Origin of the sequence: Vibrio sp. FF266 (genome assembly GCF_041439695.1) — a bacterium.
GTDB classification, from domain to species: Bacteria; Pseudomonadota; Gammaproteobacteria; order Enterobacterales; family Vibrionaceae; genus Vibrio; species Vibrio tasmaniensis_A.
This window is the reverse complement of the sequence record NZ_JBGOOO010000043.1, coordinates 1-13,105: the sequence shown is the minus strand read 5'-3', so window position 1 is coordinate 13,105 and position 13,105 is coordinate 1. Positions and strand designations below refer to the sequence as shown.

Here is a 13,105-nt window from a genome sequence, read left to right as displayed (position 1 = left end):
TTTTGTCACCCTTGAGACTTACGCCTTAGCAAACGTCGTGTGCCACGACTTGCCTGCTTTGCTCGCAAGCACTAACAACGCAGGAACAATAAGGAACATTTGCAGCGCAATCATCACTTGAGACGTTAAATCAAGGCGTTGCATGGTACCAACAAGCAGCCCTGAGCCACTCATTTGGAACAAGCCAAGCAGTGCAGCAGCTGTGCCCGCACGGTCACCGAAAGGTTCAAGAGCCTTACCAGCAGCAGCACCGAGAATCCAAGCAAAACCCACTGAAGACAAGAAGATTGGCAGCATGAATGCAATTGGGCTAGCGTGTTCTGCAAGCACTAACATAATCACGCCCGCTAAACCCAGCGTTGAGATACCAACGACCAGTGCTTTATAGGTACCAAAGCGGTCCATAAATTTAGGTGCAGTAAACGCTGCTGCAATGTTGATGGCCGCATTAACACCAAACCAGAAAGTAAACTCTTTCATGGTCAGGCCTAGGTTTTCCATCAACACAACCGGTGCAGAGGTGACATAAGCGAGAATCACTGCCATCGCCATCAGACACAAGGTTGCGTGGAAAAGGAATGATGGTGTTTTCAATACTGACCAGTATCGCTCAAGCTTGAACACCGCAACCTTTTCTGTCGCAGGGTTAGACTCTTTCATTTGGAAGAATAAGATAGTGCCAACAACGACTGCGAAGCCTGCCATAAAGCTAAAGTTCGAACGCCAACCAAATTGATGAGTTAACCAAGCGCCAAGAATCGGTGCTAGTGCAGGAATAAAGCAAATTGCACCATTGAGGTAACTGATCATACGGCCACTTTTCTCAGGACCAAATAGATCGCGAACCGTCGCAAAGGCTGCTACAGAAGTCGCACAAGCTCCTAAGCCTTGTAGCAGCCGAGCTATTAGCATCATATCAATCGATTGAGCTGCCCACGCCAAGCAAGCACTCAATGCATAGATACTAACACCTCCCAATGCAACGGTTCGACGTCCTAGCTTATCAGCCAAAGGGCCTGCAAATAATTGCCCGACACCCATGGCGAATAAAAACCAAGTAATCGTATCTTGTGCTAGTGCGTGTTCCACGTGAAACGCTGTTGAAATTTGTGGCAGAGCTGGAAGATAAATATCTATAGCCAGAGGGCTAAATAGAACCAGCATTGCCAATAAAGCAACCTGCAGTTTACTTGGGGTTGGAAGCGCGTTAGAAGGCACAAGATTCTCCGAATGAGTTAATTTAGGTGCATAATAACCAACTAAAGATATGAACAAAAATGGCATATACTCATTAGCATTATTCCAAATAGGAAACTCACATGAATATCGAGAAACTATCACGCCTCGACCTCAATCTATTGGTTTGCTTACAGGTGCTGATGGAAGAGCTGAGTGTCACTCGCACCGCACACCGATTATGCTTGAGCCAATCAGCCGTGAGTAAGTCGCTAGCCAAGCTTCGTGAACAATTTAATGACCCCCTTTTTACGCGAAGTGCTCATGGCCTACGACCAACACCGAAAGCTGTTTTCCTCAAGCCTCGGTTAGAAACGTTGATCAACCAACTTGATGTTCTCACTCAGCCTGAGACATTCATTCCCAACAACAGTGACCATAGTTTTCATATTGCTGCCGTTGAGAGTGTTTACCCGCTGATTCTTCCGCACTTCTTACCGGCGATATTTCGACAAGCACCTAAGGTCAATATCAACACCCATGCTTGGACAGAACAAACCTTTAAGAAGCTGCAGCTTGGCGAACTAGATATCGGACTCACTGGCAAAGACATCGACATCAACGATGCGCGTTTAACTATGCTGCCGCCAGACGACATTTGCGAACAAGAGATCTACCGCGACGCACAGATGTGTGTGCTAAGACGCAACCACCCCGCTCTGAATGGTAAATGGGATTTGGAAATCTACCTTGCGCAGCGTCATGTACAAGTAAGGTGTGATGGTAACGACCGCTGGCTGCTCGACTACAAACTGGCTGATCTTGGTCACCAACGTGATATCGCTATTTCTGTTCCAGACTTCAATAGCGCTGCAAGCCTATGTACCTACACCGACTTTGTGTTTACCGCACCAAGCCATTTTACTTACCTCGTCGCTAAGCAACTCGACTTAGTGGTTGTTCCTTTACCAATGGAGTTCCCACCGATGGCATACACTTTGTTTTGGCACCGTGACAGAGAAAATGACCCAGCCTTAACTTGGTTGCGAGATATCATCAAAGAAAAAACTCTGCACCTTAGATAAAAATGGCGTACAGCGTTTGCAGCAAACGAACAAAAGCGCTAGCTTATTGACCTAATAAGTCCCCTCGCATGTATATCGACTGTGAGTGTTAACAAGGACCCTAACAATAAGGATAAACACAGATGCACAATATCACTGCTGAACGCGTTGCTGCGGTTCGAGCTTGGCTTGAAACAAACAACCTAGATGCCGTTATCATTCCACATGAAGACGAATATCTAGGTGAATACGTTCCCGCTCATAACGAGCGACTTCACTGGTTAACAGGTTTCACTGGCTCTGCAGGTGCCACTGTTATCACTCGTGAAACTGCTGCTATTTTTGTAGATGGTCGCTACACCGTTCAGGTTCGTAAGCAGGTACCAGCAGAGTTATTTGAGTATCGCCACCTTATTGAAGAACCGACTTTAGATTGGATCATCAATTCATTGCCACAAGGCAGTAAGGTTGCATTCGACCCACGCATGCACACCGCTGCTTGGTTGAAAGGCGCACAAGCAAAACTAGCGGAGAAAGTTGAGCTAACAACGCTCCCAGCAAACCCAATTGATGAGCTTTGGTCTGATCGCCCTGAGCCTGTCGTGTCTGATGTTCGCCTAATGGCAACAGACGCCGTTGGTCAATCAAGCGAGAGCAAACGCGCTGAAATTGCTGGCTTACTAAAAGCAAAAGGTGCGGACGCCGCTATCCTTACCGAGCTAGACTCAATCTGTTGGTTGCTTAACATTCGTGGCTTGGACGTATCTCGCCTACCTGTTGTGTTATCCAACGCGATCATTCACGCCGATGAAAGCGTCGATTTCTTCCTAGACCCAGCACGCATCCCGGCTGGCTTTGAAGCGCACGTTGGTAATGGTATTCGCGTTTCTCACCCATCAGAGCTTGAAGCGCGCCTTCAATCTTTAGAAAGCAAAAACGTATCTGTCGATTCAGGCACAAGTAATGCTTGGTATACGCTTGTTCTTCAAAACGCTGGCGCTCATCTCATTGAAGCAGCAGACCCATGTCTAATGCCAAAAGCCGCTAAAAACGATACTGAAATTGCCGGCATGAAGGCGTGTCACATTCGTGATGGTGTTGCGATGGTGAAATTCCTATCTTGGATTGATGCAGAAGTCGCGCAAGGTAACCTACACAACGAAGCGGTATTGGCTGACAAAGTACAATCATTCCGCGAGCAAGACCCGACGCTGATGGATCTAAGTTTTGACACCATTTCTGCGGCTGGCGGCAACGCAGCAATGTGTCACTACAACCATGAGAACCAACCTGAACCTGGTCAGCTAGAACTGAATACTCTGTACCTAGTCGATTCAGGCGGTCAGTACTTAGATGGTACAACCGACATCACTCGTACTATCGCGATTGGCCAACCAAGCGACGAAATGATTCAGCAGTTCACATTAGCGCTTAAAGGTCACATCGGCATTGCACGTGCGCGTTTCCCACAGGGTACTCGTGGTTTCCAACTGGATATCCTAGCGCGTCAGCACTTATGGGCAGAAGGCTTCGATTACGATCATGGTACTGGTCACGGTGTTGGTCACTTCCTAAGTGTTCATGAAGGCCCACAAAGCATCTCTAAGAAGCTTATCGACGTACCTCTTGTTGAAGGCATGGTGTTATCAAACGAGCCGGGTTACTACCGTGCTGATGAGTTTGGTATCCGTATCGAGAACCTAGAATTGGTAGTTGAGCTTCCAACTCAAGGTGATTTCTCAGTACTAACGTTTGAGTCGCTAACTCGTTGCCCTATCGATAAGCGCAACATCAATGTTGATTTGCTAACACGACCTGAACTGGCGTGGCTGAACGACTACCATCAGAAGGTATGGAACGACGTTAGCCCATTAGTTGAAGGTGATACATTGGAATGGTTACGCCAATCGACAACTCCATTGGCTCACGCTTAATGCTTCGCTAAGCGCTTAACTGAACCAAAAAACTTGCTCGGTTAATAAGTTAAATAGCAAATAGCAAAACGGCTACCCAAGGGTAGCCGTTTTTATTTGCCTGTATCATTACATCGATGTTTCACGTGGAACATCAACCAATATGTTGATTAACCAGAATAGGCACTGTGCCAGTCTCGCCACACCGGGTCGAAACCACGCTGACGAATCATCGACTCGACATCAGCAGCACTTCTCTCATCACTGATCTCAAACTGCTCAAGCTCTTCTTCACCCGAAGCATAACCACCAGGTTGGGTTTTAGAAGCCGCAGACATACTCGTGATCCCCAATGGCAACACATTGTCGCGAAAGGTTGCCGATTCGCGAGTAGAAAGGGATAGCTCGACCTCAGGATTCAAGAGTCGATATGCGCAGATAAGCTGAACCAATTGTTTGTCGTTCATGACTGATTTAGGCTGTAATCCTCCACTAGAGTCTCCACCCTCACACGGACGAAGACGCGGGAATGAAATTGAATAGCGAGTCTGCCAATAAGTGCGCTCTAGGTAATCTAAGTGAGCAGCAACAAAAAAGCAGTCGGTTCGCCAATCTTCCAAACCAATCAAGGCACCAATACCTATCTTATCGATCCCCGCTTTTGCCAAGCGATCTGGGGTTTCAAGACGGTATTCAAAATCCATTTTATTGCCACGTAGATGATGCTCAGCGTAAGTTCTTGGCTGATAAGTCTCTTGGTAAACCATAACAGCATCTAGACCGAGAGTTTTAAGCTCTGCGTAATCATGTTGATCAAGCGGCTGCACTTCCATCGCTAGGTAGTTGAATTGCTTTTTGATATTCGGCAACACCTGTCGAAAGTAATTCATCCCGACCTTAGTTTCATGTTCACCGGTGACTAACAAAACGCTATCGAACTTCATCTTTTTGATAGCCGCACTTTCGGCATCAATTTCATCCAAAGTAAGCGTGCGACGTTTGATACGGTTCTCCATTGAGAAGCCACAATACGTGCACGCATTCGCACATAGGTTCGAGAGGTACAAAGGAATGTAAAGCGACATTGTCTTGCCAAATCGCTTACGAGTTAGCGCCAACGACTGTTGTGCCATCTGTTCTAAGTAAGGTTCTGCCGCCGGAGAGATCAGAGCCTTAAAGTCTTCTAAGTCACGTTTGGGTTTACTCAGAGCACGTTCAACATCCGCTGACGTTTTACTGAAGATAGACATACCAATGTCATCCCAGTTGAGCTGTTTAAATCGATCAACAAACGTCATAGGTACACTACTCGTCTAGAAATGAAGTTAACGGGCTCGAAGCAACCGCGTGAGATACTTTTCCTGCAAGCCCAGCAAGGTAAGCCATACGCCCCGCTTCAACTGCCAGCTTAAAAGCAATCGCCATATCAACGGGTTGTTGAGAAGCCGCAATCGCCGTATTCACTAACACAGCGTCTGCGCCCATTTCCATTGCACGAGCAGCATGCGATGGCGCGCCTATGCCTGCATCCACAATCACAGGGACATTCGCTTGGTCGATAATGATCTCTAAGAAGTCTGCCGAAGCGATACCTTTGTTTGAACCAATAGGCGCACCTAACGGCATAACCGCAGCGCAACCCACCTCTTCCAAGCGCTTACACAAAACTGGATCGGCATGGCAGTAAGGCAACACAACAAAACCATCTTTAACCAGTTGCTCAGCGGCTTTAAGCGTCTCAATTGGGTCTGGCATCAAGTACTTTGGATCTGGGTGAATTTCCAGTTTAAGCCAGTTTGTGCCTAGCGCTTCACGAGCCAAATGCGCAGCAAAGACGGCATCTTTTGCACTCTTCGCCCCAGAGGTATTCGGTAGCAAGTTCACGCCAGCATCAATGATTGGTTGTAAAATGTCGTCTTGCTCAGAGCGAATATCAACTCTCTTAAGCGCCATAGTTGCCAATTGCGAACCTGAAGCCTCGATAGCACTCGCCATCAATTGCTTATTGGCGAACTTACCCGTTCCAGTGAAGAGTCGAGATTGAAACGTCTTATCAGCGATAGTTAACATGGTTAGCCTCCTGCAATGGCTTGGAAAAGAGATATAGCGTCGCCTTCATTAACGACTGTTTGTTGCCACTGGCTACGCGGGACAACCGCATTATTGATTGCAAACACACAACCTAGATCAGGTAATGCTAGAACTTGGATAATGTCCGCTAGAGACGACGAGTGTGCTACTTGTTCTGATTGTTCGTTTATCGAGATCGTTATATGGCTCATTGGATTTCTTCTTCTAAATGCTTAACTACAGACGCACTGCACACAGGACATTCACTATCTTGAGTGACCATAAGGTTTTGCCAATTCATCGTCTGGCCATCGAACAGTTTGAGTTGATGTGTTGCGACCTGAAACTCACCACGAGCTAGACGTTGAATAGCAGCCAAAGCTTGAAGGTTACCTATGGTGCCAACAACTGGGCCTATGATGCCGCTATCGCTACAACGAGTCGTTTGTGGATGATGTCTGAACGGGAACAAGCAGTGATAGCACCCTTTCTGATTCTGATAATCAAATACAATAAATTGGCCTTTCCAGCCAATTGCAGAACCAGAAATTAAAGGGGTCTTCGCGCTGAAACATGCTTGGTTAACCTGCTGGCGTGACTCGAAGTTGTCAGTACAATCCAACACTAAGTCAGCTAGCATCACTTCAAGCTCAAGCTGACTTTCACTCATTCGTTGATTGATGGTTCTTACTTGGCTGCGACCATTGAGCTCACTCAGTTGTTGCTTCAACGCTTCAACCTTAGGCGAACCTAACTGATTTTCCCTGAACGCGACCTGTCGTTGTAGGTTCGATGAATCGACACAATCATCATCGACCAGCACGATCTTTCCAACACCAGAAGCAGCCAGGTAAAGAGCCGCAGCATTACCTAAGCCACCACAACCGATTATCAACACATGACTATTTAGTAGGTTGCGTTGCCCTTGCTCACCCACTTCAGGTAACGCAATTTGTCGTTGATAACGAATGAATTCAAAGTCACTCAGCATAGCTAGGCTCCTGCATAACCTCTTCCTTAAGAGTTGGAGATTTAGGTGCCATGAGTTGTTCGAAAAATTCGATCACTTTCTGTGGGTCTTCAGCCAATGTAATCGCACGTACCACCGCCAAACTCGATACCCCACACTCCCACACCTGCTCAGCTGTCGATTGGTCAATACCGCCAATAGCAACCGTCGGATAACCAGTGAGTTGGTCTGTGTATGGGATAGTATCAATCAGCTGTTGATACAGAGATAAACGAACTAAACCTTGAGGCTTTGATGGCATCTGTTTAGTTGTTGTTGGGAAGATATGCCCTAGCGCAATATAGCTTGGGTTGATTTGAACAATGCGGAGCAACTCGTAATAGCCATGAGTCGAGAGACCGATCTTGATACCTGCTTGGCTCAACTGTGAGAGGTTTGACTCTTCAATATCCTCTTGCCCCAAATGAACACCAAACGCGTCATGCTTGAGTGCAAGCTGCCAGTAATCATTGATAAAAACCTGAGCGTTATGCTCTCGACCAAGCTCGATTGATCGCGCGACTTGTTGTTCTAAGTCCGCTTGCTGCGGGTTTTTAATACGCAGTTGAACAGTGTTGATTCCAAGCTTGAGCAACCTTTCGATCCACTCAACATCATCAACCACAGGGTATAAACCTAGACTATTCTTACCCAGATCAGGAAAAGAAAGCACTGTCCCTTGATTAGCCCAACCAACGCTTATATTCAATCGTTGATCTTCAAGAGCTGGAATTGGAAAGTTTTGGTAATGTGCTGGCCATGTTCCACGTGAAACATTGGACGATGCGCGAGCTAAAACCAATGCGTCTTCTAATGGGAACTCCAACGCCAACAAAGTAAGTAACCAGGCAAAGTGGCCGTGATTATCTAACTCCTGATGAGCTGTAGTGTCACTCTTGATAGCACGATTAGTATCCCGGTGTGACCAGATATCCAGTACAGCTGAAGCATCTGAGACACCGATGTAGATGGTATTCGGAGTTTGTGTAAAGGCATCACAAACGTCAGTTAGCGCGACTGAACTACTGTAATCAACAACGTGGTTCAGTTCCGCTAGCTGACACTCCGCCAATGAATCAACATCATGAGCAAAGCCAATAGATAACGTCTGCTGAGTGTCAACGATAGAGAAGTATTGAGTTGGGCTTACACCCAACTCAACTGCATCGGTTGCCAAGCCTTGTCGCTTAGCAACCAATAGACAGTTCTGCACCTCTCCCGTTAACTCAATATTTTGAGATGGGATGAGTATCTTCACTGTCATTATTCCTCTAATTGAGCTTCTTTTGCACCCACTGCAGGGTGATAAAGTTCAGAGCCAGTATCACGGAACTCTTGTGATTTCTGACGCATCCCTTCCAACGGGTTATCTAGCATCTTAATCTCGATAGCCTGATCCGCGGCTACTTGTTCTGTATCTTTCGCATATTCTCGGACTTCCTGAGAGATCTTCATCGAGCAGAATTTTGGTCCACACATTGAGCAGAAGTGAGCAACCTTACCGGATTCTTGTGGCAGAGTTTCATCATGGAAAGAACGTGCTGTTTCAGGGTCTAAAGCTAGATTAAATTGGTCTTCCCAACGGAATTCAAAACGTGCTTTAGATAATGCATTATCTCGGATTTGTGCGCCTGGGTGCCCTTTCGCAAGGTCAGCAGCGTGTGCAGCAAGCTTGTATGTAATCAGGCCGGTCTTCACATCTTCTTTATTTGGTAGACCTAAATGCTCTTTAGGTGTGACATAACAGAGCATCGCACAGCCGTACCAACCAATCATGGCCGCGCCAATTCCAGAGGTAATATGGTCGTAACCAGGGGCAATATCCGTCGTCAGTGGACCTAAAGTATAGAAAGGCGCTTCATGGCAGTGTTCTAACTGCTCATCCATATTCTCTTTGATTAGATGCATTGGCACATGACCTGGGCCTTCAATGATCACCTGCACGTCGTATTCCCAAGCGACTTTAGTCAACTCACCTAGAGTACGTAACTCCGAGAATTGAGCCTCATCATTGGCATCTGCAATAGAACCCGGGCGTAGGCCATCACCCAATGACAGGGCAACATCGTACTTTGCACAGATCTCGCAGATCTCGCGGAAGTGAGTATAAAGGAAGCTCTCTTGGTGGTGCGCAAGACACCATTTCGCGATAATAGAACCACCACGAGAAACAATGCCGGTGACACGTTTAGCTGTCATCGGAACGTAGCGAAGCAACAAGCCTGCGTGGATAGTGAAATAATCAACACCCTGCTCTGCTTGTTCAATTAAGGTATCGCGCATCACTTCCCAGTTAAGGTCTTCGGCTACGCCATTCACTTTTTCAAGGGCTTGATACATAGGAACCGTACCGATTGGTACAGGGCTGTTACGTAAGATCCATTCGCGAGTCTCGTGAATATTACGGCCGGTGGAAAGGTCCATTACGGTGTCGCCACCCCAACGAGTTGACCATACTAGCTTCTCAACTTCTTCTTCAATCGAAGAGCTTACTGAAGAGTTACCGATATTAGCGTTCACTTTCACTAAGAAGTTTCGGCCAATAATCATCGGCTCGGATTCAGGGTGATTAATGTTCGACGGAATTATAGCTCGGCCTTCAGCGACTTCTTTACGCACGAACTCAGGGGTGATTTCTTTCGGCAGGTTTGCGCCAAAGTTATGGCCAGGGTGTTGGTGGTTCAGCTGCTCATCAGCAAATTTCTGACGTCCCATGTTCTCACGTATCGCAATGTACTCCATCTCAGGAGTAATAGTCCCCTGACGAGCATAGTGCAGCTGAGTAACACATTGATCGCCAGTGGCGCGACGAATTCTAGGCAGATTACCGTAACGAAGGTCGTCTAGAGTTTCATCTTCTAAACGCTCTTTGGTGTAGACAGAACTTACATCGTCTAACAGTTCTGTATCACCACGCTCTTCAATCCATTGCTCTCGTAACTTAGGAAGGCCACTGTAAAGGTCAATTTCGTGCATAGGGTCAGTATAAACACCAGAGGTGTCGTATACATGAATTGGCGCATTAGGTTCGAATACAGGATCTTTTTTGGTACCACCAACAAGGCTATCTGCTAGTGATATTTCTCGTACAGGGACTTGAATGTCCTCGCGAGATCCGTGGATGTAAGCTTTTTTTGAATTTGGATAAGGTTGCACGGATAAAGAATCAATGAAATTCTTCGCTTCCAGTCTTGCTTGTTTACGACTCGACATAGCATTTTTCCTTGGCTTTTAGCCATTATTTATAGGGATAAAAATGCTTGACGGATAAGATGCTACAAGAGGGATCACAGCAAGAAAATGCAGTTGTGATCTGGAGATAGATCTCTAGAAGGATTCTAGTTAGATATCTACTCTTGTTCCCTTCGCAGGTATTAGCCTGATCAGGTTCAACGGATCCCGAGTTAACGGTCTCAGCCATATGGCACTCCGACAAGTACAATCGAGTATATAAAAACGGCTTGGATAAACCAAGCCGAGTTGTTAACAAATCGTAAGAAAGTTTTAAGACTTTATCAGAAGTTGGAAGCCGATCCATGCGGCTGAAATACTGAGAACCACATTGAGCAGTACATTGAGCCCCATCTTGAAAAACGCACCCTGCTGCATAAGAAGCACGTTATCCATCGAAAACGTAGAAAATGTCGTCAGGGCTCCAAGGAAACCAAGACCGATAATTTGTCTCCACGGCTCCGTCGCAACCATCTCATTTTCAAACGCGGCGATGAGCAATCCCATAATCAGAGAGCCAATTACGTTAACAGTCAGCGTACCGTAAGGAAAACCACGCCCTAACATCACAACGCATAACTCGGAAATCAAGTAACGTGAACAAGCACCAAACGCGCCACCGATGGCGATAAAACCTAGAATAGATAACTGACCCATGAATCCTCCCAAACAATAATCCCTATATTCTAGCTTTAACGCCGATAAAAGCGAGGGTAGAAACTAAGAATGCATGCGCAAATATTAAACGTTACAGGTGTCACTTAACTTCAATATATCCCATCAAACCCGTTTTCATGTGTTCTATAACATGACAGTGATACATCCAGCGGCCAGGGTTGTCGGCTACAAATGCAGCTTTAGCTCGGCCATTTTTTCCAAGTAACACTGTATCGGTATGGAAAGGTTCTTCAACTTTCTTCCCGTCAAGTTCGAGTACTGTAAAAGTATGTCCATGAATATGGATAGGATGATGGTATTGAGTGACGTTCTTTAGATCGAATATATAGGTTTTTCCCAGATCTAAAGTCGCCAAAGGTTCAGGGATATTATCTTTGCTCATCCCCTCCCATGCTCGTTTATTAGTTAGCCAAAACTTAGGCATAGATTTTCCATCTTTGGATACTGGAGAAACCGCCCCTTCCCATTCAAATAAAAAGTCAATTTCTTCTGCATTAACCAAATCTAAGTTGGGCACAGGATTAAGGGGTAAAGAAGGTAGAGAGCGATTCTCAACAAGGGTTGAATCTACAACCTCGAACTCACACAAAGAGAAAGGAAAGCGTCCTTTCATTTGAAGGACGCTCACTCGCCCACCGGCTTTGGGTGCTATCAATCCAATATCCACTCGCATCCCTGGGCCAATTTTATGTTGAGTCAGTTTATAAGGCGTTTTTACAGGGTTACCATCAATGGCAATCACCCATGCCTCTGCCCCTTCGACAGCAATAGGGTAAGTGATCGTATTATCGACATTTGCGATACGCAGCCTGGTCGTTGCATGTTGTTTTAACTGATAGGCAGGCTCATGTATTCCATTAACGCTACTCCACTCTCCTGGCGTACCCATACGGGCACTGAGTCGTGGGATCATTAGATCTTTCCATTGGCCTTTCTTATCTATATGCCAATGCTTAAGCGTCAGTGCGTGTTCTTCATCAAACGGCACTGGGATACTCTCCTCTACGATAATAAGACCAACCAAGCCCATACCAAGCTGTTTAACGCTATTCATATGTGGGTGATACCAAAACGTACCAGCATCTGGTGGCGTAAATTCATAAATAAATGTTTCACCAGGCATGATCGGTGGTTGGCTTAAGAAAGGTACTCCATCCATTCCGATAGGAATCCTTAAACCGTGCCAATGAATAGTCGTCGGTTCTGATAGCTTGTTGGTAAAACGGATTGTTACCTTCTCCCCCTGGCGACACCGAATCGTTGGCGCTGGAATCTGACCATTAAAGCCTAGAATATTAGTCTCAAACCCCGTCACGATTTCAGCGGTTGAAGGCTCTGCCGTTAGGTCATAAACATACTTTCCTTGCTCATCAACCGCCCGTTTCATTGAGCAAGCGGGAAGTACAGTGAGTGCAGATATAGCGAGAGATGATTGAATAAACTTACGACGGGAGATATCCATATTTGTTGCCTTTTAGTAATAACGACTAAAATGTAACAAAATATTGATAACAGTTCTCATAAAGAAGCGTAGTTTGTGCTGTTGGTTGTTTATAAAAGAGGCTGGGATAAGTAAGCACTTACACTTTTAAGGCCAGATTTTATTAAAAGTAGGAATTGTCGACTAAAAATAGAACAAATAGAAAGCAAAAAAGCCTCAGCATTTCTCCTGAGGCTTAGTATATGGAAAGGTTGGAGGTTTCGACTCCCAACACGCGCTGTTTTAGTAAGTCGGAGAATCCGCTACTTTACTAATAGCGTATATTGGATTCAGAAAGCAAAAAGGATCTAGCATTTCTGTTGAGGCTTAGTATATGGGAGGAGTGGAGGTTTAACTCCCAACATGCGCTATTTTGGTAGGTCGGGGGATCCGCTGCTCTGCTAATGGCGTATATTGGCTTCAGAAAGTAAAAAGGCTCTAGCATTTCTGCTAGAGCCTTAAATATGGCAGGGGTGGAGAGATT

11 protein-coding genes and 1 riboswitch are annotated in these 13,105 nt (G+C 45.9%); of the genes, 2 read left to right on the top strand and 9 right to left on the bottom strand.

The genetic code is table 11. From position 1 onward, the window contains the following. Window positions 1-18: 18 nt before the first annotated feature. A complete protein-coding gene (locus ACED59_RS21110; protein ID WP_032499284.1) occupies window positions 19-1,218 on the bottom strand; it encodes a multidrug effflux MFS transporter in 1,200 nt (399 codons plus the stop codon). Window positions 1,219-1,319: 101 nt separating this feature from the next. Between ACED59_RS21110 and ACED59_RS21105 the strand changes: the two genes are divergently transcribed. Next, a complete protein-coding gene (locus ACED59_RS21105) occupies window positions 1,320-2,261 on the top strand; it encodes a LysR family transcriptional regulator (RefSeq protein WP_009848179.1) in 942 nt (313 codons plus the stop codon). Window positions 2,262-2,383: 122 nt separating this feature from the next. After that, a complete protein-coding gene (locus ACED59_RS21100) occupies window positions 2,384-4,174 on the top strand; it encodes an aminopeptidase P family protein (RefSeq protein WP_009848178.1) in 1,791 nt (596 codons plus the stop codon). 149 nt (window positions 4,175-4,323) lie between these two features. Here the strand turns inward: ACED59_RS21100 and thiH are convergent, their stop codons facing one another. The 8 genes from thiH to ACED59_RS21060 all read right to left on the bottom strand — a co-directional run bounded on the left by thiH (window position 4,324) and on the right by ACED59_RS21060 (window position 12,603). Next, a complete protein-coding gene (gene thiH / locus ACED59_RS21095) occupies window positions 4,324-5,451 on the bottom strand; it encodes a 2-iminoacetate synthase ThiH (RefSeq protein WP_371705109.1) in 1,128 nt (375 codons plus the stop codon). A gap of 7 nt (window positions 5,452-5,458) precedes the next feature. Beyond that, the gene (locus ACED59_RS21090) at window positions 5,459-6,223 is read right to left on the bottom strand and encodes a thiazole synthase (protein WP_017098565.1); all 765 of its coding nucleotides are present in this window, start codon (window positions 6,221-6,223) and stop codon (window positions 5,459-5,461) included. A gap of 2 nt (window positions 6,224-6,225) precedes the next feature. Continuing rightward, a complete protein-coding gene (gene thiS, locus ACED59_RS21085) occupies window positions 6,226-6,435 on the bottom strand; it encodes a sulfur carrier protein ThiS (RefSeq protein ID WP_010440653.1) in 210 nt (69 codons plus the stop codon). Further along, entirely contained in the window at window positions 6,432-7,214 is a 783-nt protein-coding gene (locus ACED59_RS21080; RefSeq protein ID WP_017098566.1) for a HesA/MoeB/ThiF family protein, read from the bottom strand. Before ACED59_RS21080 ends, thiS begins: the two co-directional genes overlap by 4 nt. Continuing rightward, a complete protein-coding gene (locus ACED59_RS21075; protein WP_017098567.1) occupies window positions 7,204-8,496 on the bottom strand; it encodes a thiamine phosphate synthase in 1,293 nt (430 codons plus the stop codon). The genes ACED59_RS21080 and ACED59_RS21075 overlap by 11 nt, the downstream gene beginning before the upstream one ends. Then, window positions 8,496-10,445, bottom strand: coding sequence for a phosphomethylpyrimidine synthase ThiC (gene thiC / locus ACED59_RS21070; RefSeq protein ID WP_017098568.1), 1,950 nt, complete (start codon window positions 10,443-10,445; stop codon window positions 8,496-8,498). The genes ACED59_RS21075 and thiC overlap by 1 nt, the downstream gene beginning before the upstream one ends. A gap of 130 nt (window positions 10,446-10,575) precedes the next feature. Then, a riboswitch (TPP riboswitch) is annotated at window positions 10,576-10,674 on the bottom strand. Window positions 10,675-10,736: 62 nt separating this feature from the next. Continuing rightward, complete coding sequence (crcB, locus tag ACED59_RS21065) at window positions 10,737-11,120, bottom strand: fluoride efflux transporter CrcB (protein WP_004736665.1); 384 nt, start codon at window positions 11,118-11,120, stop codon at window positions 10,737-10,739. A gap of 100 nt (window positions 11,121-11,220) precedes the next feature. After that, the gene (locus ACED59_RS21060; protein ID WP_009848171.1) at window positions 11,221-12,603 is read right to left on the bottom strand and encodes a multicopper oxidase family protein; all 1,383 of its coding nucleotides are present in this window, start codon (window positions 12,601-12,603) and stop codon (window positions 11,221-11,223) included. Window positions 12,604-13,105: the final 502 nt, after the last annotated feature.